The organism is Microvirga sp. VF16 (assembly GCF_016864375.1).
In the GTDB taxonomy this organism is placed as follows: domain Bacteria; phylum Pseudomonadota; class Alphaproteobacteria; order Rhizobiales; family Beijerinckiaceae; genus Microvirga.
The window spans coordinates 356,170-381,801 of the sequence record NZ_CP069358.1 but is presented as its reverse complement, the minus strand read 5'-3'; the positions used below and the strand labels follow the sequence as shown (position 1 = coordinate 381,801).

Genomic DNA, 25,632 nt, shown 5'->3' with positions numbered 1-25,632 from the left:
GTATGCCCGCGCATAGCTTTGATGTGCGATGTTCTTCATCTCCGCATCGAAGACCCGGAACAGAGAACCAACATTGTCTTCTGCCAGTGTTACGTCGAGATTGTGCGCGAAGCACTCTTGGAGATTCGAGTGCCACTCCTTCGCCGGCGTCGTCAGCTTAGCGAAGTGAGGTAGTCCGGGTTGTTGTGACCGTCAGATCAGAAACAAGCGGCAGCTCCAGTCACCTCAGTCCAAGCCTGGAACGCCCGAGCGCGGGCAAGGCGATGATCAGCGACGTTGGTGTTTGCGGCACGGCGAAAGAGATTGGCAATCTGGTCGTGAACCGAGAGGAAGCGTTGGGCCTGACCGGCTGACTTGAAGCGCTTCATGATGCGCTCGCGTCGTCGGGTCGGCTGATGGCTGTTCTCAGATGAGGTATTCGGCCTGGCGCCGCCCTTGCCACGTCGCCATGAGGTGCAGCGCTCCAGGCTGATGGTACAACGAGGTCACGGCCTCGAGCCTCAGTAGGAGAAACGCACCATGAAGCACGATGCGGGATTAGACATCGCGGTCAAAGAAACCTCCGTGTGTATCCTGGACGAGACGGGAAAGATCTGCCGTGAGGTCAAGGTCGCCACCCATCCGGAGGATCTTCTGCGGATCCTACAGGATCCAGCCTGGCACCTGGAGCGGGTCGGGCTCGAGGCGTGCCAGCTCTCGCAGTGGCTCTTCGACGGGCTGGCAGACGCGGGCCTGCCGGTTGTGTGCATTGAGACGCGCCACGCCAAGGCCTTCCTGAAAGCGCAGATCAACAAGAGCGACCGCAATGATGCCCGCGGCATCGCCCAGATGATGCGGGTCAATCTCTTTCGTCCGGTGCACGTGAAGACGCTCACCAGCCAAAAGCGGCGGGTGCTGCTGACCGCCCGCAAGCTCCTGCAGGAGAAAGCCATCGCAATTGAGAATGACATCCGTGGCCTGTTGCTGAACTTCGGTCTCAAGATTGGCATAGTGGGAGCGGTCAAGTTCGAGCAGCGCATCCGCGAGCTTGTTGCAGGCCTGCCGGACCTGGCCGAGATTGTCGAACGGCTGCTGGATGCCCGGTGCAGGCTACGCGAGCACTTCGCCGCTCTGCACCGTAAGCTTCTGGACCTCGCCCGCGGGGATGAGGTATGCCGGCGCCTGATGACCATTCCTGGGGTGGGTCCGGTTGTGTCGCTGGCTTTTGTGGCGACGATTGACATTCCGGCCCGGTTCCGGAACTCGAAAGCTGTCGGGCTGAAGGCCTGGGCCATGAAGGTGGCCCAGCGGCGCGGCAGCGGAAAGGCCGTGATTGCCCTGGCGAGGCGTCTGGCGGTGAACATGCATCGCATGTGGTGCGACGGCACTGAGTTCCGTTGGACGAGGGAGGTTCAGATGGCCTGAGGAAGCCCGGCTGATCACGAGCATTCAGATTAAGGAGAACCACGAGCTTCCGCACCCGAGCGGGAGGCTGTCCCCTGCGGGACGACGAATGAAGTGAGTTCGAAATCGAGCATGTTCCTCGCACCTCTGGGTGCAGAAGGACGCTTCTCAGATAGTTCCGCTTCATTCTTCCGACCCCATGATGGAAGGGCCGTTGTGCCGAATCCGAAGAGAAGCAAGAACCCGCAGGACTGTTCACGCTCTGGAACTGGACCATCTGATTGCGCTTGACTCCCATCGGCCGAATAGAGACGCACGATTGTTCAAGCCTTTATGTGTAAGGTCCGATGAGCGGACATGGACCGCCGGAATTGGAGAACCCGTGGCGTTGTCTTGCGTCAGTCAAGCGCGATAATGTGAGAGGGACCAGCTTCCAGCGTAAAACATCAGGGCCTGTGGTCATGAAGAACCGCATTCAAAGGCCGGAGACATGACTGCACCCGCCCCGCGAGGCCCAAACATCATCAACAATCACATTGCCAAACGGGCGCCATCCAGACATGACAACGCCCGCCAGCCTACTCTGGCGCAGCGGCTGAGCGATCCGACCACGCGCTGGCGGCGGATCACTGTCACAAGCTGGTACGGAGGACAGGATCGGCACCTTGCGGTCGTGTCCGGCACGGCGCTGTGGTACCACCCGGGCAAGTGCGTGCCGATCCGCTGGGTGCTGGTGCGAGACCTCGCGGGTGAGTTCGAGCCGTAGGCTCTCCTGTGCACGGATCTGACGGCGGATCCGGTGGAGGTGCTCACTTGGTCTGTGCGGCGCTGGTCGGTCGAGGTGACGTTTGCGGAGGTGCGCCGCCATCTCGGAGTGGAAACGCAACGCCAGTGGTCGGACCAGGCGATCGCCCGCACCACGCCAGCATTGCTCGGCCTGTTCTCGTTAGTGACCGTGTGGGCGGGAGAGGTTCTCAACGACGGCTGGAAACCACGGCAGGCCGCCTGGTATGCGAAATCTCACCTGACCTTCAGCGATGCGCTGGCGATCGTTCGAGCCAAACTGTGGAGCGCCAGTTTTGAAATGTCCCGGCACGACCAGGATGACGTGAAAATCCCGCGGGCTCTGCTCAACCGCCTCACAGAGGCCGTACGCTTCCCCACCTGGAACGGCCAAATTCCAGCTCAGGCCATTTTGCTCAACCAAGCCAGTACGGGGCGCAGAGGCCGATTGGTACTATCCCCTTTTTACCAATTCGGGCCGTCCAGCTTTCCTCGTCTATGGCTGGCGGGCGTGCCGGAAGGGGCGCGAGTCCAGACATGAGGTCGTAGCATCCCTCCGCAGCCTTCACCACCATCCAGCGGGCGGCGAGCGCCGCAGCAGCGGACGTGCCGGTGAGACGAGCCCCCGACCCTGACACGCAACCGATGGATCGCAATCCGGGCAGCATGACCCCTTGGTCAGAGATCGCAGCCAGTGTCGGCTCACCGCGAGGCACGTGCTCGTCGCGCCCTAGCGCCCCGGCGCTCGAATATTTCGTTGGGTGCCCAGTGCTCCCCACGACGCCAGCCACGCGGGTGACAGAGGGTGTGGACGCCAACGCGCTGAGGGTGCCATAGCGCTGGACAACGCCAGGCTGGCCTTTGGGGCGAGTGTCAGGCAGCTCCTCGAGGTGGCTCTGGCGACCGCCCATGTGCATGAGGCGCGGATCGTCGTCACGCTGCAGCCAGAGATCGATCATTTGGCCCTCAGGGAGCGACGGACACCCCATCGGGTCGATCTCGACTTTCCAGAGGCCTGGCGGCAGTCGGCGATCGCTGCCGGTTTCGGCGGTGGGGATCATGGCGAGGATCACCCTCCAACGCTTGAGGCCGTAGTGATCGGCCGAGAGTTGCCCCACGTTCCGTCCACCCATCTTGAGGTCGGCGAAGCAGCGCGGGTAGCCTACAGGCTTAAGAGCCGTGTCGGGCTTGATAACGACTCGGTCTTGATCGAGCTTGATGCCGGGCGGTGGGACCAACCGGACTTCCCAGCCCTCGGCGTTGAACTCCTTGGGAAACCAGATCTCGAGATAACTCGCCGTTCGGTCGTCTGGCAGCAGGCGCCACCCGATCCGCACCGGCCCCTTGCGCATATCTGCGTCTGAGAAGACGGCGTGCATCTTATCGGCGAAGTTGTTGCCCATGGGCACGACGATGAAGCTTTTTTTCTGCGGCTCGCGATCGCGGTTGAACTCTCCGTTGCGACGGCGAATGAGGAGTTCCTCGATCGCGCACTCCATCTCCGAATGCCCGTCATGTGGCCCGGCGCTCCAGCCGTAGGAGAGGTTGACCACGAGGGGCAGTTCGCCCCTGACTTCGAAGGCCTGCGCGATCTCGCTCGCGCGGACAAAGATGTAGTGGAGCGCGGAGAGTATGAACATCTCCTTGCCGAAGCCCGACGTGTCCCAGGCCACGGTGTTGGGCAACTGCACGGCCACGATCTGCACCTCATCAGGGACCTGGGGGGCCGCGATCCACTGCGGATCGTTGCCCCCTGCAAGGCCGAGGATATGGGCGCCGTGGGTTGAGTGCCGCTCGAGGACCTGACCTATCTCGGGAAGGCTGCGGTCGATGGCACCCGCCTCGCGATAGAGGCGCCGCTCGTCAGGGCCGTAGTCGGCTCGGAGCGTGTCGATCTCAATGTTCGTGATCTCCCGGCCAAAGGGCACCCGGTCGCGCTTCGCGGTAGCGCGGGCCGACTGCAGCCAGAGATGGCTGATCCGCGTACAGCCGTCGCGGTCAAGGAACGCGCGATGTGCGAAGGGCAGCGCGTCCTCGATTACGCCGAGGATCGCGGGTGCTTTTTTTACGCTGTCGGGCTTCTTCCAAGTCTCGGAGGCAGCATCGGGCTCATAATTTTCCTTCGTCACCCAAGAGGCCGCGGCTATCGGCATATTGAGTCGGACAGGCGGGGCGATCCCACGATCCAAAAGCGAGCCGAGGCGGCGGGCGAGCATCTGGTCAAGCGTCTCCTCGCGGTTCCCGTCATCAGTGAACGCGAAAGGGGTGAACGCGTAGTGCTTGTCGGGAGGCCAGAGTGGCGGCAGGCGCACTTCATCGTTCTTGGCATCCCGATGGGCCGTGCCCTCGAGGAGCCCTGCCACGTGCCGCCCTTCCTGCCACACCTCCTGTTGTCGGATTGCCCGGAAGGCGAAGGGGAGGCCCAACTCCTTGGAATAGACCCAGCGCTCGTAGGGACGAGCAAAGCGGTCGAAGCCCTCCTCCTCCTGGCGCCCGGGGACCACCTCAACCCCCCTGCCGCTCAGCCGCGGCCTTGGCCTGCCGCTCGGCTGCGGCGCGTTCCCAAAGCCAGGAGAAGACGTCCGTCTTCCCGGCGGAGTGCGCCTTGTCGCGGTGATAGGTGAGGCCCGCGGCCGTAGAGCAATCTTCGTCGCGCAGGTCGTGATCGCAAAAGTCGACGTCTGAGCGGACGTCTTCGGCAACGAACGTGACGGGATGCGCTTTTGCCTCTGAGTTGACGCCCGCTTTAGCGAACGTGGCGGCACGCTTATCCGCATTATAGTTGCAGCGGTCGAGCACGGCGCGGCCGACCGCTTGACCGAGCGCCGCGCCTGCCCAGCTGTCGATCGGGTAATGCACGCCTGCAATCGTGCGATTCACCGCAATCCGCTCGGCGAGGCCACGGAGCATGTAGACCCGCTCCTTGCAGTCGGCCAGCGTGCCCCATTCGGCTATCAGCGCTTCGAGCACGGTGAGCACCGCATAAGCCTCGGTCGCATGAGCGGACGGGTAAGAGTAGTGACCGGGCGTAGGGATCATCGGCTGGATGCGACCATCGACCTGATCGGGGCGGCGGACGGCGAGCAAGAACTTGGGGACCATTACCGTATGGGCGGCCACGACCTGCGTGGCCGTGATGAGCTCGAACGTGTGTGCATGCTCAGCGGTGTTCAACCCTAGGATCATCGCGAAATACGGAGTAGGAAAGCCGAGCTGCGAGAGGATTTCCGCCTGCCGCTCCTCGCGCAGGGCGGCGTAGTCGAGAACCTTGCTGCACTGCTTTTGGAGGAGCTCAGCCGAAGGGCGGTGGAGCGTCACCCAGGCCATATTATCAGCCTCCGTCTTATCAATTAGAGAGGCAGTGTCGCGCCCATCCTTCTCGGCCTTGCCGGGGGACCAGACGAGGCCGGAGAAGAACTCGCTCACGTAGAGCGAGCCGCGCACCCAGACGGCGAGGCGGCGGATGCTGTCCTCGCTGCGGGGGACAAGCTCGCGCGGTTTGGGGGGCAGCTCGTCCGTGCCACTAAGATGGCGGAGCGCCTCGGCCGTAGTACCGAGGCCTGCCGTGGTCAGGACGTCATAGCCTCCGGGATCACCTGCGCCAAGGAACGCGCCAAGGCCTGTGAACGCTCCGAGGCCACCAAGGCCGCCGAGCCCACCCAGACCTCCGAGCCCGCCCAAACCGCCCAGTCCGCCTGCCTGGCTCATCTCAGACTCCCTTTGTCACGAAATGCCTGCGGCGGTCAGCGCCTCGATCACGAGCCGGCCGACCTTATGCTCCGCCGACGGATGGGTCCGGCGGTAGTCGTCGATCCGAAAGTCCGGGAAACGCCGCCGCAGCTCGGCCGCCGTCCCCCGCGCGCCTTCGCCGTCGCCGAGGCTATACTGTGCTGTGATCTTGGACCGGAACGTCGAGATGTGGCGGTCGTTCACGGCCAAGCTCCTCTCGGCATAAACGAGAGCCTCGTGGAAATTGCCAGCGGAGATGTGCGCAGTGCTGGCGAGGCTGTCGTAATAATAGCCAAAGGGATCGATAGGAGAGAGGCGCCGCGCGGTGTCGGTCGCGTGGACGGCCGCTGTGCCCTGATCCTGGAAGGCAAGGAGTGCGCCGCGGAGAAGCCATCCAAGGCTCTCGTTCGGGTTGCGGTCGAGTGCCGCGGCATAGCGGCGGCCGGCCTCGCCCAAGTCGCGCAGGATGTTGCTGTGCGCGAAGCCGTCGATGACGAGGGCAAAACTCGAATCGGGGTCGAGGTCGAGCGCCTGAGCCGTGCAGCCGAGCGCCCGCTGCGTATCGCCCGCCCGGTCGGTCGAATAGCCCTTGAACACGTTGAGCACATGCCACTTGCCGAGCCAAGCATGGACGTCGGACGAATTGGGCGCGCGCGCGGCAGCCTCTGAGAGGTAATGGCGCGCGGTGAGGAAGTCCCTTAGGGCTGGGCGGTGCATGGAGGCGACGCCCGCGATAAGGAGCTCGTGGTCCGCGATCTCGGGCAGCGATATGCCGCGGAGATTCCTGAGTGTGGTTTCCGCGACGGACCGGCCCACAGCCCGGATCACTTCCGCCAAACGGTCGGGGAGCGTCCTTGTGGCCGCGGCGGCATCGCAGACAAGATTGCGGGACCACAGGATCATGCCGCTCGCAACATCCACGAAGTCGAGGTCGCAGACGATCTCGGCTCCTCGTCGACGGACGGTGCCGGTGACGAGGTAGTCAACACCAAGGATGTCACGCACGCCGGCAATGTCGATCATGCGGCCAGCCATCGCCCGACCGGAGAGATGGGAAATCACGGTAATAAGCGTGGAGCGCGAGAGGCCGCGGCAGATCTCCTCGGCCATCCAGTCACCGAGGACACGAAGCTCAGGGTCGCCATCGAGAGCCGTCAATGGCAGTGCGCTGATGCGCGGCCGCAGCCGCACCGTTCCGCTCCGGCTCGCGCGCCCGAAGGCGGCGAGAAAGTCGGGGCGCGAGCTTATCTCGTCGCGCCAGGTGAGGAAGGCGGGCTCGCGCACATCGAGGTCATGCAGGAACGATCCCTCGCCGGGGGCAAAGCGCGTATGGTCGAGAGAGAGTTGCAGGTCGGTCGCGGTGGCGTGCAGGATCGTGTCGAAGGCCGGACCCAACGCCTTTCTGAGATCGGCGAGCGCCCGGCGCAGGTTCTGGTGGCCGCTGTCGTAATCGCCCTCGCCCCAGAGCGTCTTCTGCAGATAGCCGCGCGAGCGACGACCCAGCGGTGCCGTAGCCAGGAGCGCGAAAAGCGCTCGGTGCTTTGCGCCCCGGACCTCGATAGCGGCCCGCCCGTCACACGCTAGCCGGACGGCACATGTCCCGAAGAGCGAGATGTCGAGCCTAGGTTCCACCGCGCTCTCCTAGACATCCTGTCAGTATCTTACCCGCAAACGGGTTGCCGGGGAAGCGATTCACACCGTTTTCACGCCTGCCGCAGGGCTGTGTCCCCTTAGGCTCGGATACGGCACAGGACGGGAGACCGTGATGACCGACGACCGAGCATGCATTCCGACGATCAAGGATCTCTTCGATTTCTATCAGCGCTGGCCCGACCTGCGCCCACGGATGGTCCGTCTCGTGGCCTCACCGCGGCTTGATGCCAAGGAGCGGACCATTCTGAGCGCTATGATCGATCTCGTGGATCGCGTGGGCCCAAGCGACCTATCGCAGGACGACTGATCCATCGATTCCTCCTTGAGGACGACCGCTGAGCCGCTTGTGGCCGGTCCTTTTCGCCTCGGTCGGAGCGGCAGCGCCGGCCTGTGCAGCCCGGGCCGGCATGCGAACAAATGGCCCCCCGGATACCAAACTGCGCGATCTCCATCCGCCAAGCTTCTGATCGACGAAAGCCATCTTTCAGCCACGGCTAAGCTCACGTCAGACCAATTTCACAGCCATTTCACTCACCCGTCGCGACCGTCTGCCTGCAGTCTCGATGGCGTCGGCTTCTACTCCCAAGCGGTCGGACTGCGAGGAGATTGCAACATGAAACTCGCTGATTTGATGGGCTACATCGTGAACCGGCGATACGATGGCTTAACCGGCGAAACCGAGGGCCTGCCTTGGCCCGCAAACGTCCAGCTCAAACTCGCCAACCCGGCATTCCATGCCACGAGAGTTTTTTCGACTTCGCCATGTGCGATCAAAATTCAGGACGAATTAGAAGCGGTCGAGAAGAGCACGTCCGAAGATAGCCACTTCCGGTTCAGGATAGGTCTAAGCGTCGGAGAACTACTCCTCATCTGCAACAAATTTTCTGGCCGCGCCGGCACTGCTTCTGCGCGATCAACGGCACGTCGCTCACGCAACATCGCTAGCCCAGTCCAAGCCTACCGTATGGCTCAAAGACGAGCACTAACAATGGCCTCCGACGCCCCCTTTCAAGGTTCCCTGTTTGAGAGGCAGTAGCTTTTGAAAAATCGCTTATGTAGGACATCAAGAGAGATTGAACATGGCAATCCCGAATACATCATCGGCTCTTGTCAATTCAGAACAACGTTCCAGCGCAATAGGAGCGATAAAAATCGGGCAAGCGGATAAGAACCTATGCTTCATTAAGGCGTTTCAAGACGTGCCTCTCGAAGTAGTGAACTTGCTCGCGCAGCGGTGTCAATGGCGATTCTACAAAGCTTCACGCCCTATTCTGCGATGCGGGGATAACGATCGCGAAGTGTACTTTATCGCTCGCGGCTCGGTAGGGATAAACTTCTTTTCATTCTCCGGTCGCGAAATCTCATTTCGCGACCTATCGACGGGCGATATGTTCGGTGAGCTTTCCGCTATCGATGACCATCCGCGACCAACTCATACCGTAGCCCTCACCGATACGGTTGTTGCAGTCATGTCATCCGCCATATTTTGGGACCTGATGGACGAGCAAAAACCATTTCGTGTCGCGGTACTTCGTAAGCTGTCTTTGCATGTGCGCAGCCTGTCGGAGCGTGTGATCGAGCTCAGCACTCTCTCGGTACCAAGCCGCGTCCGGGCCGAAGTACTTCGTCTAGCGGACACACATGCCCCGGGCCAAGATAGAGCTGTAATCTTTCCAGCTCCCACACATGCTGCGATTGCAAGCCGAATAAGCACCGGTCGGGAGGCCGTCACGCGTGAACTTAACAAACTCGCTCGCGCAGGGATCATCGAGAAGCGTGGCAGCACGCTTATAGTCAGAGATGTCGGAAGGCTATCCGATTTGGTTGGACGGGAAGATCACACTGGCGACGAGTACCACTCTCGCCTTGTCGGGTGAAAAATTTCTGAACAAGGAAATGCGCCATGTGTCCTGTGCTCGGATCAACAGCTTCGGCTTGTGCAGGACCATAGCTAGTACCGTGGAACATTCCCCTGGAGGCACCTCAATGTCCATTAATGGCGAAACTGTCGTCTCCACTCTGGATGTGTTGGCGGACGCCAACGATCAATTATATTGGGGCATGAAGGTCGAGGAGGTAGAGAGAGCCGCCCATAATCTTCGCGCACTCAACATCAATCTCATCCTTGCACAACAGCTTGACGCGAAGATTTTACGGATGAAGGCCATCAAGGAGTTGCTACGGTCTGCATACTCAGCGCAAATTCGGTGCGAGACCACAGCGCCTCCGCCTGAGACAACTCCGCGGCCCCTCTTGGATCGCTTGGCTCAGGGACCATTACTTTAGCATGAGTTGCGATTTACGGTATTGAGGACCGAACACGACCTTGGCTGACGCCGGTGCTGCGGTGGGTGAGCAAGCGGCGCGAGGTGTCGAGCATCGTGGCGATCACGCCAGATGGCCGGCTGTATGCCTGCCACTTCCGCACCAGCATCTCAAGCCGCTGCATTATCCTGGCCCTGCGCTCCTTCCGTCAAAAGATTGGCACGTCGCTGCTGGTGGTCTGGGATCGGCGGAATACCCATCGGACCCGAGCAACCGCCGCGTTCATCGCGGCCCGTCCGCAGGACTATGCGGTGGCCTATGCAGCAGAGCTCAACCCCGAGGAGCAATGCAATGCCGTCGTCAAGCGCGCCATGGCAAACGCGCTGCCGAGATCAGTCGCGGATCTTCACCGTCTGGCCCGCCGCGAATTCTGCCGCTTGCAAGGCCATCCCCAGACCCCTGGCGGGCGGATTACAGGCGGGCCTCGATGATCAAGTTGAACGGGGTTCGGGCGGCTTGGCGAATGGTTCCGAAGCCGGCCGACTTCAGCACGGCTTCGAGCTTGCCCGGTCCTGCCTGAGCACCGAGGACATGCGTTCCCTTCTCTGAGATCGCGTGAGCGCAACACAGGGTCGTCGAGGCCGCATAGTAGAGCCGGCCGACCGGGTTGATGTTGTCTTCGACCCGGTCACCCGCATACGGCTCGATCAGCATGATCGTGCCGTCCTCGGCCATCGTAGCCCTCGCATGGCGCATCGCATCGACCGGCCGGCCCATGTCGTGCAGACAGTCGAAGAAGCAGATGAGGTCGTAGTCGTGCTTGGCATATTCATCAGCATTGGCGACCTCGAAGCTGACGCGCTCCGCCACCCCCGCCTCTCGGGCGACCCTTCGGGCAATCTCAATCGACCCCTCATGACCGTCGAAGCCCCAGAAGCGGCTCTGCGGATAGGCCTTGGCCATCAGCACCGTCGAGTGACCATGGCCGCAGCCGATATCGGCGACCTTGGCTCCCTTTTCGAGCTTGGCCGTGACGCCTGACAGGCTCGGCAGCCACTCCTGGACCAGGCTCGCGCTGTAGCAGTTGCGGTAGAACGCAGCGACCCCGCAAAAGAGGCGATCGCTATGCTCGCCCCAGCTCACCCCCTCTCCCGTCCGAAAGGCGTTCAGCGTCTTCTCCTCGTCCGCCCACATGGAGGCGACCACCTGCCAGGCGTGCGGCAGGAAGACCGGGCTCGTGTCGTCCGCCAGGACGGCAGCCTGCTCCGGCGTGAGTTCATAGGTGGCGGATGCCCGATGATAGTCGATGTAGCCCCCGGCGACCTGGGAGTTGAGCCATTCCCGAACATAGCGTTCGCTGCAGCCACTGCGCCGGGCGATCTCATGTGAACTCAGCGGACCTTGACTGGCCATCGCACGGTAGAGACCCAGCTTGTCGCCAAGGCTGACCATAACGCCGCCATAGCCCGCCGAAAGCTCCCCAAGAAGGCCCCCGACCAGCGTATCGAGCTGCTGCTGATTGATCATCATCGTTCACTCCGTCCTTACGCCTCCGCGCTCATTGCGCCGAAAGCCAGGTCAGGATGCCGATTGGCTCTCTCGTCCGGGAGTGCGAGACTGGCCAGGAACGGTCCATTTGTGCCAGGAGGCCCTTCGATGCCGGGAGCGACGCGTCCGCTGCACGTCAGCCTTGTCGCCATTCCTGATGCGGTCATCTCGACCCTGACCGGGATCTACGACGTGCTGGGCTCGTTCCGCATGCTCGGCCGCCTGGAGCCATCGATTCCGGAATCGCCGCCGTTCACGGTCGAGATCGTCGCTATCGAGCGGGGCACCGTGGCGCTGGCGAGCGGCGTCCCTGTGGAGGCGCACCGCTCCGTCTCTGAGATCGCGACGACGGATATCATCATTGTTCCGTCGGTCCTGCTCGGGCATGAAGGGGCCAGCGCAAGAACTGTTCCCATTGACACGCCGGCATTATCAACCAAACACAGCTTTTCCTTTGCAGCGAAGCTTTTGCGTGGGATTCTGATCCCGTAATCAACGGGAGGTCGGGATGGATCTGTCTGTACGCGAGGTGCTGTCGAGGATCACCACCGTTCCCGACATGGTCAGAGCCTTCCAAAACAAGAGCCATTGCCGGCGATTGCTTGAGGCGATGGTGTGGCCGAACGGGCGAGTTTGCCCAGCCTGCGGCTATCGCCACTCCATTGCATTGATGGGCCGAGAGAACGGGAAGCGAGCCCGAGCTGGGCTCTACCAATGCTCGAGCGTCACCTGCCGGTATCAGTTCACCGTCACAACACGAACACCCCTGCATGCGACGAAGCTTCCACTTCGGGTCTGGCTCTCCGGCCTCTGGCTGATGCTACAGTCCGACAAGGGTATTTCCTCCATCCGATTGGCGGAAGCGCTTGGTGTCAGCCAGCCGACGGCTTGGCGAATGGGGCATGCCCTGCGCCTGATGGTCGGGCGCGAGCAGGCTCTGGATGGTGTTGTAGAGATCGACGGCCTCTATATCGGTGGCAGGCCGCGGCGGGAGAAGAACTATTCTCCACCAGGACGAGGACGCAAAGGTGAGCCGAAAACCTTGAAAACGCCAGCACTTGTGGCCGTGCAACGGCCGCCGGATGTGAGTGTCGGGACGCCGTCTGGGGAGGTTCGGGCGGCCGTGATTGGGGATCTCTCCGAGTCCGAAGCGGACCGGGTTCTCACCGAGACTGTCGATCCGAAGGCTCATCTGATGAGTGATGAATGGAAGGCCTTCGTCTCAATTGGCACTGCGTTTGCGGCTCATGACACCGTCCACCATAAGGCTCGTGAATATGCTCGCGGTCCGGTTCACATCAATTCAGCGGAGGGCTTCAATGACCGGGTGCGCCGTACCGTCTCGGGCGTGTTCCACCGCATCAGCCCGCACCACGCAGATCTCTACTTTAACGAGATCGGCTTTCGCTGGTCGCAGCGGGTGGTCACGGGCCAGGCGCCGCGACGCACACGCAAAGGACGGCCGGTGACCAAGACCTTGTGGGCGCGAATACCGCCTGCTCTGCAGCTCCCAGCCGTGTTCCGCTTCGCCGTTGGACGCGAGATGCGCCGAACGAAGGCCGGCGGGATCGACCTCGTCTCGAAGGTAGCTGTCTTTGGTTGATAATGCCGGCGTATAATTAGGAACAAAACTTGCGCTGGCCCCAAGATCGGGCGAATAAGCCGGTAGAAACAGGAACCAGGCTCCGCGTCGCCTCAGACTCTGAGCGGCTTTTTCGCTCTTGTGAACCGCGAGGTTGTCGAGGATCACTACGTCGCCTGTGTGCAGGGTCGGCGCGAGCTGTGTCTCGATGTAAGCCTCGAACGCCAAGCGGGTGATCGGACCATCGATCACCCATAGCGCGCTCAGCTCGTTGCACCGTAGCCCAGCCACAAAGGTATGGGTTGTCCAGTGTCCAAAGGGAGCGCTCATGCGCAGGCGCTGGCCTTTGCGCGAGCGCCCCCGCAGGCGGGTCATCTTGGTGTTGACGTACGTCTCATCGAGAAAGATCAAGCGGTGCGGCTGCTCGCGCATGCGGGCCTGACGGTGGTCTCGCCAGACGCGGCGCTCATCCCGCACGTCGGCGCGTGCGCATTCCGCCGCCATCAGGGCTTTAATGGCATGGACCGGCCGTGCTCCCGGGCGGAGCATGGGAGCACGGGATTGTCCCGCAGCCACGGAGCCATGTCATGACACAGCAGAGCGCAAGTGAGATCATTGCGACCATCGGCATCGACCTGGGCAAGAACACCTTCCACCTGATCGGCATGGATGCCCGCGGCAAGATTGTGCTGCGCCGCAAGATTGCGCGTGGACAGCTGCAATCCTGCCTGGCCAACGTGCCGGTCTGTCTCATCGGGATGGAGGCCTGCACCGGCGCCCACCACGTCGGCCGTCAGCTCGCTGCTCTCGGCCATGACGTTCGCCTGTTGCCAGCTCAATACGTCAAACCGTTTCTCAAAGGCCACAAGAGATACCATGATGGTCACGGCGGCGTCGGTGCTGACTTAGGAGGCGGCCATGGATCAAACTCAGGACTTGGGAGTAGCGGCAGTTCTAGTGGCAATCGAGCTGAGCAAGGCAACGTGGCTCCTGGCGATCCACGAGCCTGTCTCCGGTAAGGTGTCACGGCGGCGTGTCGGCGGGGGTGAAGCAGATACGCTCATCGCTACGATCGAGCAGATCCGGCACAACGCCGAAGCCCGATTGAGGGCTGCCGTCGAGATCGAATGCGTCTTCGAGGCAGGCTACGACGGGTTCTGGTTGCAGCGCCGGCTCGCTCAGAGCGGAATCGCCTGCCGGGTGATGGATCCGGCCAGCCTCAAGGTCGACCGCCGGGCGCGCCGCGTCAAAACCGACCGGGTCGACGCGGAATGCCTCCTGCGGGCGCTCCAGGCCTGGCGTCGTGGTGACCGGCATGCGTGCTCCTTCGTCCGGATCCCGAGCATCGAGGAGGAGGATGCGCGCAGGCCTCATCGTGAGTTGGCGCGACTGGTCAAGGAACGGGTGGCCCACGCCAACCGGATCAAAGGCCTGCTGGCGTTGCATGGCGTCCGAACCTACCAGCCGCTCCGGCGTGACCGACGCGAAGCCCTGGCTGTCGTGCAAACAAGCTGCGGAGGGCCTCTGCCGGCGCGGTGCCGGGCTGAGATCGAACGGGAGTTGTCGCGGCTCGAGCTCGTGCTGCAGCACATTGAGGAGGTTGAGCAGGCCATGGCAGAACCGGCGTTCCTGCCCTCATTGGAGAGCAAGGATGAGCCAGCTCGATCCGAGCCCGCAGCCTCGGATGCTGTAACCATGCTGGAGAAGCTCACCTGCGTTGGCCGCGAGACCGCCGTGGTTCTTGCTCGTGAGGTGCTGTGTCGTGACTTTCGGGATCGCCGCAGCCTCGCAGCCTTCGCAGGACTGACACCGTGTCCGTACAGCAGTGGCCGCCTCCGGCACGAGCAAGGCATCAGCAAGGCGGGGAACGCGATCGTTCGCGCGCGCCTGATCCAGCTGGCATGGCGCTGGGTTCGGTTCCAGTCGACAAGCGATGTCACTGCTTGGTTTTTGGCCCACACGGCCGGCAACAGCAAGCGGAGTCGACGCATCACCATCGTTGCGGTTGCCAGAAAGTTGCTGATCGCGTTGTGGCGTTACGCCACTACCGGCCTCGTGCCAACGGGAGCCCGGATCCGATCCGCATAGGCCTAACCGAGATTGAGAAGATCGTCCCGGAGCGACGGCTCCGTGACGTCCGGGGTGGACGTGTGATCGTGTAATCGTTGGGGCTCAAGACCCGAACCAAAGAGTTGGATCCCGCCCGCCTGCAGCTTGCACGCCGTGCATGAGGCACCTGGGTCGGCTTTGCTGACCGGATACGAGTGGATGGCGCCAAGCGCCTGACCTGATGCAAGCGCGCCCTGGACGTCAAAGACAGCTGAGGATCCGAACATGACTTGACGAAACCATCATACGAATGATTACCGCGATGCCGAGGCCATTGCTGAGGCGGCGCAACGTCCAACCATGCGCCCTGTGCCGCTGAAGTCCTCTGAGCAGCTTGATCTCCAGGCGCTTCACCGGGTGCGAAGCCGGCAGATCGGGCAGCGCACGGCCGTCATCAACCAGATCCGCGGTTTCCTGCTCGAGGGTGGGATCGCCGTGCGCCAAGGGCCGGCTGGTCTACGCGAGGCCCTGCCAACGCTACTCGCCCAGCGCACGGACGTGCTCTCGCCGCGTATGATCCACCTGCTCGAGGATCTCGCGGCAGACTGGCGGCAACTCGATGAGCGCATTGCCGCCATCACGCGGGATATCGCCGCCTTGGCCCAGCAGGATGCAGGGTGCCAGCGGCTGATGGGGATCCCAGGGGTTGGCGTGATCACCGCCAGCGCCATGGTGGCGGCGATCGGAACCGGAGCCGCCTTCACCAAAGGCCGCGACTTTGCCGCTTGGCTCGGGCTGGTGCCGAAGCAGATCTCGACCGGGGATCGGACGATCCTAGGCGGTCTCTCCAAGCGCGGAAACCGATACTTGCGCACCCTGCTCGTCAACGGTGCCCAAGCGCTCCTGCGGTCTCCAGATCACTGGAGCGGACACGGCTTTGGACGCTGGCTGCAGGCAGCCGGAGGACGATTGCATCGCAATGTGCTAGCAGTCGCGCTGGCCAACAAGCTCGCTCGCATCGCGTGGGGAGTGCTGCACCACGCCTCCGGTTACGATCCGGAGTTTACTCGCCGCACGGTCTGAGCCTGCTCTGACCGCTAGTGTTTTTGGTGATCGAGTTCCCGCCGAGGTTCGCGAGAAGGATGTGACAGGATGGATGAACGGTTGCCCGGCGCACCGCAAGCCTGGCTATAAAAATGGCTCGCTGAAGCCTTGGCTTTAAGCAGGCCCGGTGCGCGCGGATTCCCATGATGGCCCGGAGCAAGAGCTCCACATCGAGGCCGGATAGATTGATGCGAACCGTTTCTCACCCAACCAGAAACAGCCCTCTTGCAACGCACGGCCGGTCCATAGATTTTATAGCTGAAGCCGCGCCGGCACAGGAAGCGCGAGAGCATCGCGGGGGCTGCCACGATCCCGTGTTCCTCCCGCAAGCGAGCGGCGAGTTCAGGCATGGTGATGGCGGGCTTGGCCTCGACGGTCTGGATCAGGAAGGCCTCGTAGGGCTCTAGCCTGCCGCCTCCCGGCGGGCGACCCTGACGGGCTGGCGCCAGTAAGCCAGAGTGCCGCTTCCGCTGCATCAGCTTGATGGCGCAGCTATCACTGACCTTGAAGTGGCGGGCCGCCGCCCGGCAGGAATGGCCCGCCTCGACAAAGGTGGCGACCCGCACCCGAAGATCGAGAGAATAGCAGTGACCCATGATCCACCTCCCGGTCCAGCAAGTGAATCACAGATCGCGCCAGCCCAAAACCCTGGGAGTCGGATTTCCAGTCCGGTGCTCTAGCAGCAATACCATAGCTTAAGCTATGGCGGTATACCTCCTTAGGTTTGGCGAGAGTTCCTAGGCAGTATTTCTCGCTGCTCTATCGACAAGAAAACATTACAATTGTCTATTCACGACGTTCGGAAACAGCGTGGCAGTTTGATCCCACCTAGCTTTCATTTCAATTCTTTCACGTAGGTCAGAAGGGATATCCTTGATACGTTGACGCAGGAGCAAACGGGCGAGGCGGATTGTAGGTCCGGTTCGACTGCAGGGGCGCCGCCGTCTTCGCTCCTCTGACGAGCTGGATGAATTTGCTCCGGTAGCCATAGAGATCATCTCCCTTGGCACCCGACGCCATCCGGTCAGCATGCCTCTAAGCGCATCAATCTTTCCAACCGCCTGCTCCGGCGCCTGCCGCTGACGTCTGCAGGTCTCGTGGCCACGCCTGGCCTGATCATGCTCGTGCTTGGCATTGTCGACCTCGCTTCGCGCGAGACCACATTATCGCAAGCTTCAGCCCTCGGACGGCGCCTATGGGCTAACACGGATGTTCGCGAAGGCGACGGTGCCGGTGTGCACCTGAATTCCGATGAACCCGGAATTCGGATCTTCGCCGCCCCCCTTCCCCGGAACTGCCCGTTGGGGTCGGCCGGATCGGCGGTGAACGCGGTCGACGGCTGACCATCGAGCAAGACAGTATAGGTGCGGCCCGCCACGGCGATTTCGTACGTGTGCCAGACGCCCGCGGCGAGCCGCTGCTGGTTCTGGTAGTTCTGCTGTCCGGCCGCGGGGCCAAGCGGCACTTTGTAGATGGCGTCGGTGCGGTTGAACGAGCTGCCATCCGCCTCCCCAATCCGCGTGTCTCCGCGGGCTTCCTCATCGATCTGGATCTCATAGCCAGTATCGACGGCCACGCTCGCTTGGTTGGGGAGCGCGCAAGGTTTGTGCAATAAACCTCAGCGCTAATGGGGACGGATCCGCGACCCTCTCATTGCAGAATGAGATGCTATGCTTTGTATTCCGGCAGAAGTACGCACACGATCTTCTAACACATTGATGCTTCTGCGCTAATGCGATGTGCCTGGATCAGCACCGTAAACCTCCCTGACGATACATTCAGCGACGACACTCTGGGGTGGGAACAAGGACTGCTCCCACCCCGAGATGAGGAAGGTGCTTATGCGGCTGTCGTGAGTGCTGAAACAGAGCTTGGCGATATAGGGCGTTCTCTGTGACGGTTCCAGATGGGTCGAGCCTGTGTGAAAACGCTGACGAGACATTCCTTCCAGCAGCTTCATGTCGCGTAGGCCTCGATAAACCGGGAATTTCTCGGTGCGGAGGTATGAACTTGTACGAATAGTTCACTGCGACGAGCGCCGTTTGAGTTTTCACACAGGCTCGGTCAGCCTCCGTCCTTCGGGGTACCCGGCTTTCCGATAGGACTTTCAGGTCCCTTGTTGGGTTCTGCCTTCGGGAGGCTTCTCATTACCTCCTCCAGCATCTTCCGATCGTCCATGGGCACTCGGGCGGGCCTTGAGGTTCCTCGTGTCGAGCGTCTGCCTCTCCCGGCTGTTCTCCAATCGGTCGGGGACGTAGCTAACTGCAAGCGCAATGCGGTCCAGCAGGGAGATGACGGCATCGGTTGCAAAGCCGGCCACAAGCGAGAGGAGAAGGGGCGAGGCCGCTAGGCCAGCGGCAGGTGTCCCGCTGATGTTCACGTAACCTATGATCAGGCCGAATATGGCCCCGAGGAAGACCCGCAGGACGTACCCGGTCACGATCGGGAGGTCGCCCATATTCTTGGGCGTGGAGATCATGTCTCGAAGTGCAAACGTGAGTGCGCCGAGCATGCCGAACAGGATCGGGAGCATGTACGAGCTGGCAAGAACGCCGTAGTGATCAAGTACGACCCTCACCGATTGAATCTGTTCGGCCGGATCCTCATTGCTGGAGACCTTACCCGGCTCAAGGTCGAAGGAACGTTTCGGGCATTCCACTAGCTTGTTCCTGTTTGAGGACATGAAGACCCCTGTCAGGTTCTCGACATTGGCGAGGCGCTTGCCGGCATCACAGACCGCCGCGAAATAGCGGTTCGACTCCTCGGCATAATCGCGTATCGCATTGTCGAGCGCGCTGTTCGCTTCGGCGAGATTGACTGCACTTGGAATGAGTGGCGCAACACTTCCCGGGCTGGTTACAGCGATTGGAGTAGGCGTATTCACCGTCGCGGCTATTTCAGGGGGCGCACTCGCCTCCAGCCTTAACTTACGAAGGTGCGCTTCCCGCCTGAGCCCCTCCAGCCTTACGACAGATGTCTCAAGCGTTGTGATCTGGACCGTCAGGCGCTGGAAGATGCTCTGTCCCGACCCGATATCGATCGTCTGCCACAAAAGGAAGGCAAAGAGGCCGAAGAGGAGTAGGGCTAGGCTGCGGGCGAGGAGGTCCAGTCCCCTGGACCATTTCCCTTTGGTGCCCTCGGTCAACATCACCAAGGTACCCCAAAGCGCAAGTCGGCCAGCCGACCCAGCTTCAGGCTTCCGATGCTTCCTCGGCTTCCATCTGGTCCTCCGGTGCCCGCCGAGCCCGTCGGCCCTGGTGCCCCGTTGTGTGCCGTCTGTTTGCACCATGGGAGTGCCTCCTGCCCGGCACGCCCGCCGGGCCCCCCTTGGCCTGGAATGCCAGGAGGACCGCCGCGGCCAGGATCGCCGGCGTCGGACCTCAAGTTGATTGCTTCAATGACCCGCGTTGCGTCGGAGGCAACCACAAACAGAGATCCCCCATTTCCACCTCGTCCACCGCTGCCGCCGTCGCCGGCCCTGCCTCCTGCCCCGCCATCGCCTCCGTGACCGGGGCCACGGCGGCAGTCGAATGCTGACTGGCTGGCCGCAGTGCCTTGTCCGCCGATACCGCCTCGCCCCCCGTTCCCGCCCCGTCCGCCGTCGCCCCCCGGCTGCCCGTTAATCTCTATGGAGATTCTGCCCCTGATCGCCTCAGTGACGAGGATGACGTCGGGGGCGTTCCTCCCGTCTCTTCCCGGTCCTCCCTTCTGACCGGGACCGCCTTCGCCTCCAATCTGGCCCTTGGTAAAGGCGCTGTCCTCGCCCGGTTGGCCTGCCTGAGGCGGAGGCAACTCCTCGCGCGGAGGCCAGCGTACCTGTATCTGCACCCGTCCAGCGGATTCCGGAGGAACCTCGATTTCCTTCGCGACGATGAGCACCGACTGCCCAAGGGTAAGTGTATTACCTTCGATGACGATGCTGCCGTTGGGCCGGAACACGAGACGCTGGACGAAAACCCTCGGGCTTGGGAGCGCCAGCTCCCTTTCGATCACCAGCTCGGGGAGCATGATCCTGGGAAGCTCGTTTTGAATCTGGATGGCCAGCGATTGACGTTCCTCAAGGGTGAGTTCGCTCAGCAGAGGCTGGGACCATGCTTGTTGTGCTTGAAGCATGTTTGCGGAGATGACCGCGGAGAGGATGAAACGCGGGAGCCGTGGTCTCAATGGTCTTCCCCTGCTCTTCCAAGCCGCCTTGCGTCCGAGCGCGTCGGGCCGTCGCTGACATGGAATGAGGTGCCGGATCGTCGACGGACGCGAAATGGGAGAATACCGATGATCCGGCGCACAGCCAAGAATGGGTGCCCGGCAATTTAGGGGGCAAGGGCGCTGGATCGGCATCGCGCTCGACCGACGGATTCAGAAGCGGTGCGTCCACAGGGTGCGGGCTGCTAAACGGGAATCTGGACATGTCCCCGAGGGGATCATTGTGCCGAGCGGGTCCCTCCACCATGGAGGCATGGACAAGGCCCGCTCCGACCCCTTCGAGCTCTCTCCCGGCGCCCATGCTCTGCTGGCGCGATGCCTCGACGGCAGCCCTAAGGTGCAGGGCAGCGTTCGGCGGTCGGGAGCTGGACACTTCCATACCGGTCTCGTCGAGCTAATGTCCGATCTCGGCTGGGTCGCCTCACCGCGCTTCATAGCGGTAAACAGACCACGGTGATGGGCATTCTCTATTGCCAGTGCGCCTTGATGGCAGCCGCAAGTTCCCAAGCTTCGTCTGTCCATGAACGGATGTCTGGATGCGAGACCTCCTTGGCGTGAGCGACGACCTGATGGGCTTAGGGCAATACGTCTGGATCGGGCGGCTTCGCGTGCCGGTTGGCCAACTTCGGATCGGCGGCTACGCGGCTCCGCACAACCTCATCCGGTGATCGCCCCTTCAGCACGCGTTGCCGTCTTCTGTTGTAAGCCTGGTTGAAGCCCTTGAGCAGCGTCTCAAGTTCCCGATGGCTATAGATCGTGATCCCCCAGCACTCGCCCGTTGAAGCGCTCCACGAGATCGTTGGTTTTCGGGGTGTAGGGCTTGGTCTTGCGATGCTGCACCTTCAGATGGCGGCAGGCGTCTTCGAAACTATCGGCGGTGAAGCACGAGCCGGGGTCGGTCAGGACGTGCGTGATCTTGAAGGGAAGGCGCGGACCGCCTCTTTCAAGAAGGCAACCGCGCTCGTGGTCAGTTCGTCGTCGTTGACGGCCGAGTGCGCAGCGGTCGATGGCCACATACAGGTAGCGCTTGCGGCTCTCGCCAATGGTGGTCTGCAGCTTGGGCAGGTGCTTGATGTCGATGTGGATGAAACCGAGGTCGTAGTCTCTGAACGTGCCGCTCCGGCGCTGGCGCCGCTGCGCCGGCGGCCCAGCCCCTCAGCCTTGAGGATGCGGTAGACCACGTCACGGTTGAGACGCGGCAGGAAATGCGTGACCACGAAGGTCAGATCATCGAGCGGAAAGCCGGTGGCCTGCCTCAGGGCGCAGACGATGGCGCGTTCCTCCTCGGTGGCTTTCCAGGGCAGCTTGTGCGGCCGGCTGCTGTGGTCCTGACAGTCTTTGGGGCCGCGCTTGCGCCATTTGCGGATCGTTTCGGTGCTCACGCTGAAGCGCTGAGCCAGCACGCCGGCGGGATCAGTCGAGCGGGCGATCTCGTGGCCGACAGCCGGGGTGGTGCGGGCTTGCGGATGGATGGACAGCATCACGTCCTCCTGCAGTGAGGAGCTCGGCGTCGCAGATCGCCAAAGCGCCAAGTATACTCCTCAATCGCGCAACGCACCTGATCCCAACAACGTTCCGCCACCAAACAGCTAAGCAGCAATGTCGAAGCAGAACCAATTGAAGGTTCGCTCCAGACGATAGCCCCGCCCTCGAATCCATTCCCCCTTCCAGAGAACAATATACTCAAAATTTCTAATATTCTACTTCTGATAGACTTATACGAAAATGTACGAACGATAATTCATAATATCCATTCGCTCCACAACCCGTCTCTGCCGCCACTTGATAGTTGAAATTAATACATTTCTACTGTAAATAAGAATTATGCCTCATGTATGATAGGCAAGTCGCTACACAACCATACCAAGATTATTATCAGGATGGCATCGATTTTGCGCGGCTCAGGAGCGGATAATTCCTTGTTGGCGAATTGTCCTGCATGAGAAGGGGCGTGTTAAAGACAGTACGTTTGTTAAGCCCACCGTCTGTAGGTTCTCCTTAGGGTTTGAGCGCACTTTGATGGGGATAATATGAACAAGGGCAGCCGCAAGAACTCCAGAATAGACAAAAATGAAACTCCCGCCAGCATCTCGAACATATCGGGGAACCGGGAAGAGGAAAATACAGATAATCTCGCGCGAAGGCCGATCTCCGCGCCAACCCATTCCGAAGTCGAATTGGACGATATTGGTTCGTCACCGCCACTTCCAGGTGAATTCGTCGTTTCGAGCTCGTTTTCCGACCGGTCCCGCATGGCGAGAAAGATCGTCGATTTTGAAGCGCGACGCGATGCCCAAGGTCGGATCGCCGTATACAGGCTGAGACCAGAGGACGGTGGCGGCAGATACGAGGTCGCCGGCATTAACGAGCGCTATCACAAGGAAGAGGCCGACTTTCTTGTTGCTCTCATCGAATCGGGCCGCCATGACGAGGCGGAGAGCTACGCCGCTGAGTTTATCGCCAACTATACGGATGTCGCCGACCGCTGGTGCCGAACGACGGCCGTCGAATTCTATCTTCGCGACTGCGTATTCAATCGCGGCCCAGGCGGGGCGGCATGGATCGTTCAGCATGCCGTCGGCGTCGAGACGGACCGTATCGTCGGCACCCTTACCCGAGACGCGATCGCAAGGGCCGAGCAGGATCTAGGTCGATTACTGGAGAGATTGCGAGCCTCGCGTGAGACTTACGAACGGCAGAGACGAGATGAATCAAGCCCATTTTGGGAAGGCCTCGTCAACCGCTGGGATAACGCAAGAGCCTTTGCTCTGACGTTCTTGGGAACTCCGGCCAATACGGAGACCGCAGGCGCGATGGCGGCCGCCGCGAACGAGACTGGCGGCGATGCGGCGAACCGCATCCTCAACTGCGAGCCGTCACAAGAGGTCGAACGCGATTGGCGAACTGACGCCGCCTTAGACGCGGGCATTCTCCGCGCAGCATACGTCCCGGACGAGGTAGATCTTCGCGAACAATGGTGGCAGATTGGCGACCAAGGCAGGACTGGTTCGTGCGTCGGTTGGGCCACGGCAGATTCCGTGTTGCGTTGGCATTTTGTTCGTAACGGTCGCATCGCGCAGAACGTCCTACTGTCGACTCGCTTCGTCTGGGTGGCGGCCAAAGAAACCGATGAGTTCAGCACTCGCCCCACAACCTTCATCGAAGAAGCCGGGACCAGCTTGAAGTCCGCTCTCGAAGTTGCGCGCAAGCTCGGAGCGGTGACAGCAGATGTTCTGCCATTCGACCGTGAACAACTTTTCCAAGGCCAAGAGGCGAGCTTCTATACGCGCGCTGCCCAGCTCAAGATCGCCAGCTACATAAATCTCGGAACCGATCTGTCGAATTGGCGTCTGTGGCTGTACCAGAACGGCCCCATTCTCACGCGGCTCGTCGTGGACCAAAATTTCATGCGTGCGGCGGATTTGAATGGCCTATTGTCCGAGTATGACGAGGCGTCCGCGGCAGGCGGTCATGCCGTGGCGCTTGTTGGTTACACCAAAGACGGTTTCATCGTTAGGAACAGCTGGTCACCCAGCTGGGGGCGACAGGGGTTCGCCCTCGCCACGAACTCCTACGCACAACGCGCTTTTACCGAAGCTTACGGGGTCAACGTCTAGCTGGATGGAGTGATCTGCTATGGAGCGGGAAGACATTTTTGCTCGCGTACGTGATGCCGAGGCGATCCTGAGCGATCTTCGTCGGCAGCTCCTCCCGGCCTCGGCGGCCGGCAGTTCGCTCGCTGGAGCGGGTCGCGGCTCGATCGACCTTTCAAGTGATGGGAAAATCGCGATCGGGCGCAATGGGCTGGACATCGAATATCGCGGAAGAGATTCATGCCCGTACGGCAATAGCGCCACCATGAGTCGGCGAGACTTCGAAGCCGTAATCGTCCATCACACGGCGCCGGACCACAACACTGACTGGTATGTGCAATATCAGATTGACGGCGACCCGGCACGCGGCGGCCATTTTGGCTATCATTTCTACATCGCACCCGATGGCAAGATCATACAAGGTGCGCCGCTTACCAAACGGACCAACCATGTAAAACCATCAAACATGCCGCAACGCCGCCCTTTTGGCAGACACGCGAACAACACCAATGCCATCGGCATAACCTGTGTCGGTGCCGGACGGCCCTCGTTCCAGCCGACGACACAGCAGGTCGATTCTGTCGAGCGTCTGACTTCCGCCCTTTGTCAGACGTACAATATCAACTTTGAGAAGATCTACGGACACGGCGAAATCCAGACTGATCGACACGCGACCGAGGGGCGTTCTGCGGCAGAAATCATGCGTCGTTGGACGCCGATCAGCGGCCCTGCAGGCGCGATGCATGAGGCGACCCTGCCCGGCGAGAATGATGATCTCGATGACAGCCCAATCTTCGAGCTGGAGATGTCAGCTGGCTTGGCAGACTCTGCCGCCGCGGATTGGTCCGGCGGAGCGCCGGCTCTTGAGGACGAGGACGACATCGACCGCGACGCGGTAGTATGGCGGCCAGTCGCTGCGCCCGCCGAGGCGCCGTCGGCGGCACCGCGGACAAAACTCAACTACACCAACCAAAATGCCACGCGCAACAAGAAGTGCACCAGCAATCTCGAGCAACGCATTGTTCAGGCTGTCGACGCGGTTTATGGCCCCGGTTGCTCGATCAACATCTACAGCGGCGGCCAAGACCGACTGGGGCATGGTTCGCGACGGACCGGCAGCATTCGTCACGACGATTATGGACAGGGCGGACGTGCTGCGGATTTACATGTGTTCGACGTCAATGGCCGCCAGATCACAGCTCTTTCGTTGGCCCAGCTTGGCCAGTACTGGCTGGCCAGCAAATTCGGTGGAGTTGGCCACGAAATGAGAGGCGGCGGCATTCACCTGGATGAATGGACCACTCCCCCTCCCGGAGGCGGCATGTTCTGGACCTATGCATATAGCCAGAACCTACCCTGGGGCAGCCAGGCCAGACAAATGCTCCAGAGGGGTGCCCAAGGAATTTTCGCGTGACTCTTTATGCTCGATATTGTGACAAGCCTTTGCGGCCTGTCCTTGGCCGGAACGAAGCGGTCGCCAAAGTATAAGGCCAAGGTTATTCAAGATGTGTGCTGCCCTTTGATTGCCACCGTGCGATAGGGGGTTTGTATCATGTCGCACCTGTAAGCAGACAGTCCGCTATCCGCCAATGCTGTTGAAGAACGCGGTTGTGTTGACATTACGGGCGTGATTCCGTTCTCCGGCTTTGTCGCAAATCCGGAGTAGGTGCGGGAAAGTAGCAAGTATCATGCGCCGCGCTTATGCGGCGAGCAAACTAAACTGCTCAGCAAGTGGTGGTC

General features: G+C 61.4%; 19 protein-coding genes and 6 pseudogenes. 15 read left to right on the top strand and 10 right to left on the bottom strand.

The window, feature by feature from the left end; all coding sequences use genetic code 11:
* Positions 1-197 precede the first annotated feature (197 nt).
* Positions 198-419, bottom strand: a pseudogene (locus tag JO965_RS44625) (IS6 family transposase); the annotation flags it as partial.
* 100 nt (positions 420-519) lie between these two features.
* Here JO965_RS44625 and JO965_RS44620 point away from each other — a divergent pair.
* Positions 520-1,404: an IS110 family transposase gene (locus JO965_RS44620; protein WP_203447546.1), complete on the top strand. Its 885-nt coding sequence runs from the start codon at positions 520-522 to the stop codon at positions 1,402-1,404.
* 469 nt (positions 1,405-1,873) lie between these two features.
* Positions 1,874-2,149, top strand: a complete 276-nt coding sequence (locus tag JO965_RS44615; protein ID WP_203447545.1) for a hypothetical protein — start codon at positions 1,874-1,876, stop codon at positions 2,147-2,149.
* 433 nt (positions 2,150-2,582) lie between these two features.
* Here the strand turns inward: JO965_RS44615 and JO965_RS44610 are convergent, their stop codons facing one another.
* From JO965_RS44610 to JO965_RS44600, 3 genes are read right to left on the bottom strand one after another with little or no spacing between them, the layout of a single operon-like run.
* On the bottom strand, positions 2,583-4,670 hold the full coding sequence (locus JO965_RS44610) for a hypothetical protein (protein WP_203447544.1): 2,088 nt from the start codon (positions 4,668-4,670) through the stop codon (positions 2,583-2,585).
* 1 nt (position 4,671) lies between these two features.
* Positions 4,672-5,874: a phosphatase PAP2 family protein gene (locus tag JO965_RS44605; protein ID WP_203447543.1), complete on the bottom strand. Its 1,203-nt coding sequence runs from the start codon at positions 5,872-5,874 to the stop codon at positions 4,672-4,674.
* 15 nt (positions 5,875-5,889) lie between these two features.
* Positions 5,890-7,527, bottom strand: a complete 1,638-nt coding sequence (locus JO965_RS44600) for a hypothetical protein (RefSeq protein ID WP_203447542.1) — start codon at positions 7,525-7,527, stop codon at positions 5,890-5,892.
* Positions 7,528-7,660: 133 nt separating this feature from the next.
* On the opposite strand from JO965_RS44600, the gene JO965_RS44595 reads away from it, so the two are divergent.
* The 4 genes from JO965_RS44595 (at position 7,661) to JO965_RS44580 (ending at position 10,304) form a co-directional block, all read left to right on the top strand.
* Positions 7,661-7,855 (top strand): hypothetical protein, encoded by a 195-nt coding sequence (locus JO965_RS44595; protein ID WP_203447541.1) that lies wholly within the window; start codon positions 7,661-7,663, stop codon positions 7,853-7,855.
* 306 nt (positions 7,856-8,161) lie between these two features.
* Complete coding sequence (locus JO965_RS44590; protein ID WP_203447540.1) at positions 8,162-8,584, top strand: hypothetical protein; 423 nt, start codon at positions 8,162-8,164, stop codon at positions 8,582-8,584.
* A 43-nt stretch (positions 8,585-8,627) separates the two neighbouring features.
* On the top strand, positions 8,628-9,425 hold the full coding sequence (locus tag JO965_RS44585) for a Crp/Fnr family transcriptional regulator (protein WP_203447539.1): 798 nt from the start codon (positions 8,628-8,630) through the stop codon (positions 9,423-9,425).
* A 474-nt stretch (positions 9,426-9,899) separates the two neighbouring features.
* On the top strand, positions 9,900-10,304 hold the full coding sequence (locus JO965_RS44580) for a transposase (RefSeq protein ID WP_203447538.1): 405 nt from the start codon (positions 9,900-9,902) through the stop codon (positions 10,302-10,304).
* Here JO965_RS44580 and JO965_RS44575 read toward each other — a convergent pair.
* On the bottom strand, positions 10,285-11,343 hold the full coding sequence (locus JO965_RS44575) for a class I SAM-dependent methyltransferase (protein ID WP_203447537.1): 1,059 nt from the start codon (positions 11,341-11,343) through the stop codon (positions 10,285-10,287). The genes JO965_RS44580 and JO965_RS44575 overlap by 20 nt on opposite strands.
* A 126-nt stretch (positions 11,344-11,469) precedes the next feature.
* On the opposite strand from JO965_RS44575, the gene JO965_RS44570 reads away from it, so the two are divergent.
* Positions 11,470-11,853, top strand: a complete 384-nt coding sequence (locus tag JO965_RS44570) for a hypothetical protein (RefSeq protein ID WP_203447536.1) — start codon at positions 11,470-11,472, stop codon at positions 11,851-11,853.
* A gap of 16 nt (positions 11,854-11,869) precedes the next feature.
* Positions 11,870-12,964, top strand: a complete 1,095-nt coding sequence (locus tag JO965_RS44565) for an IS1595 family transposase (protein WP_203447535.1) — start codon at positions 11,870-11,872, stop codon at positions 12,962-12,964.
* A gap of 42 nt (positions 12,965-13,006) precedes the next feature.
* On the opposite strand, the pseudogene JO965_RS44560 reads toward JO965_RS44565, so the two are convergent.
* A pseudogene (locus JO965_RS44560) lies at positions 13,007-13,456 on the bottom strand (transposase); the annotation flags it as partial.
* 74 nt (positions 13,457-13,530) lie between these two features.
* On the opposite strand from JO965_RS44560, the pseudogene JO965_RS48810 reads away from it, so the two are divergent.
* The 3 genes and pseudogenes from JO965_RS48810 to JO965_RS44545 all read left to right on the top strand — a co-directional run.
* A pseudogene (locus JO965_RS48810) lies at positions 13,531-13,812 on the top strand (IS110 family transposase); the annotation flags it as partial.
* A gap of 49 nt (positions 13,813-13,861) precedes the next feature.
* Positions 13,862-15,031 (top strand): IS110 family transposase, encoded by a 1,170-nt coding sequence (locus JO965_RS44550; protein ID WP_203447360.1) that lies wholly within the window; start codon positions 13,862-13,864, stop codon positions 15,029-15,031.
* 270 nt (positions 15,032-15,301) lie between these two features.
* Positions 15,302-16,075: pseudogene (locus JO965_RS44545) on the top strand (IS110 family transposase); the annotation flags it as partial.
* Between the two features lie 14 nt (positions 16,076-16,089).
* Here JO965_RS44545 and JO965_RS48805 read toward each other — a convergent pair.
* On the bottom strand, positions 16,090-16,692 hold the full coding sequence (locus JO965_RS48805; RefSeq protein ID WP_246777287.1) for an IS630 transposase-related protein: 603 nt from the start codon (positions 16,690-16,692) through the stop codon (positions 16,090-16,092).
* 501 nt (positions 16,693-17,193) lie between these two features.
* Here JO965_RS48805 and JO965_RS48800 point away from each other — a divergent pair.
* A complete protein-coding gene (locus tag JO965_RS48800) occupies positions 17,194-17,439 on the top strand; it encodes a hypothetical protein (RefSeq protein WP_246777336.1) in 246 nt (81 codons plus the stop codon).
* 17 nt (positions 17,440-17,456) lie between these two features.
* Here JO965_RS48800 and JO965_RS48795 read toward each other — a convergent pair.
* A pseudogene (locus JO965_RS48795) lies at positions 17,457-17,672 on the bottom strand (hypothetical protein); the annotation flags it as partial.
* 531 nt (positions 17,673-18,203) lie between these two features.
* Positions 18,204-19,241, bottom strand: a complete 1,038-nt coding sequence (locus JO965_RS44530; protein ID WP_203447532.1) for a hypothetical protein — start codon at positions 19,239-19,241, stop codon at positions 18,204-18,206.
* 1,311 nt (positions 19,242-20,552) lie between these two features.
* Here JO965_RS44530 and JO965_RS44525 point away from each other — a divergent pair.
* Positions 20,553-20,756: a hypothetical protein gene (locus JO965_RS44525; protein ID WP_203447531.1), complete on the top strand. Its 204-nt coding sequence runs from the start codon at positions 20,553-20,555 to the stop codon at positions 20,754-20,756.
* Between the two features lie 118 nt (positions 20,757-20,874).
* On the opposite strand, the pseudogene JO965_RS44520 reads toward JO965_RS44525, so the two are convergent.
* Positions 20,875-21,780 (bottom strand): annotated as a pseudogene (locus JO965_RS44520) (DDE-type integrase/transposase/recombinase).
* A gap of 549 nt (positions 21,781-22,329) precedes the next feature.
* On the opposite strand from JO965_RS44520, the gene JO965_RS48785 reads away from it, so the two are divergent.
* Positions 22,330-23,916: a C1 family peptidase gene (locus JO965_RS48785; protein WP_246777286.1), complete on the top strand. Its 1,587-nt coding sequence runs from the start codon at positions 22,330-22,332 to the stop codon at positions 23,914-23,916.
* A gap of 19 nt (positions 23,917-23,935) precedes the next feature.
* The gene (locus tag JO965_RS44510; RefSeq protein ID WP_203447530.1) at positions 23,936-25,306 is read left to right on the top strand and encodes a peptidoglycan recognition family protein; all 1,371 of its coding nucleotides are present in this window, start codon (positions 23,936-23,938) and stop codon (positions 25,304-25,306) included.
* Positions 25,307-25,632 lie beyond the last annotated feature (326 nt).

What these genes read in the sequence shown, in the direction of transcription:
- JO965_RS44615 (WP_203447545.1), top strand. Translation starts at nt 1,874, where the DNA reads ATGACTGCACCCGCCCCGCGAGGCCCAAACATCATCAACAATCACATT.
- JO965_RS44585 (WP_203447539.1), top strand. Translation starts at nt 8,628, where the DNA reads ATGGCAATCCCGAATACATCATCGGCTCTTGTCAATTCAGAACAACGT.
- JO965_RS44605 (WP_203447543.1), bottom strand. Translation starts at nt 5,874, where the DNA reads ATGAGCCAGGCAGGCGGACTGGGCGGTTTGGGCGGGCTCGGAGGTCTG.
- JO965_RS44550 (WP_203447360.1), top strand. Translation starts at nt 13,862, where the DNA reads ATGGATCAAACTCAGGACTTGGGAGTAGCGGCAGTTCTAGTGGCAATC.
- JO965_RS48805 (WP_246777287.1), bottom strand. Translation starts at nt 16,692, where the DNA reads ATGGGTCACTGCTATTCTCTCGATCTTCGGGTGCGGGTCGCCACCTTT.
- JO965_RS44590 (WP_203447540.1), top strand. Translation starts at nt 8,162, where the DNA reads ATGAAACTCGCTGATTTGATGGGCTACATCGTGAACCGGCGATACGAT.
- JO965_RS44565 (WP_203447535.1), top strand. Translation starts at nt 11,870, where the DNA reads ATGGATCTGTCTGTACGCGAGGTGCTGTCGAGGATCACCACCGTTCCC.
- JO965_RS44595 (WP_203447541.1), top strand. Translation starts at nt 7,661, where the DNA reads ATGACCGACGACCGAGCATGCATTCCGACGATCAAGGATCTCTTCGAT.
- JO965_RS44510 (WP_203447530.1), top strand. Translation starts at nt 23,936, where the DNA reads ATGGAGCGGGAAGACATTTTTGCTCGCGTACGTGATGCCGAGGCGATC.
- JO965_RS48785 (WP_246777286.1), top strand. Translation starts at nt 22,330, where the DNA reads ATGAACAAGGGCAGCCGCAAGAACTCCAGAATAGACAAAAATGAAACT.
- JO965_RS44570 (WP_203447536.1), top strand. Translation starts at nt 11,470, where the DNA reads ATGCCGGGAGCGACGCGTCCGCTGCACGTCAGCCTTGTCGCCATTCCT.
- JO965_RS44525 (WP_203447531.1), top strand. Translation starts at nt 20,553, where the DNA reads ATGGACAAGGCCCGCTCCGACCCCTTCGAGCTCTCTCCCGGCGCCCAT.
- JO965_RS44575 (WP_203447537.1), bottom strand. Translation starts at nt 11,343, where the DNA reads ATGATGATCAATCAGCAGCAGCTCGATACGCTGGTCGGGGGCCTTCTT.
- JO965_RS44620 (WP_203447546.1), top strand. Translation starts at nt 520, where the DNA reads ATGAAGCACGATGCGGGATTAGACATCGCGGTCAAAGAAACCTCCGTG.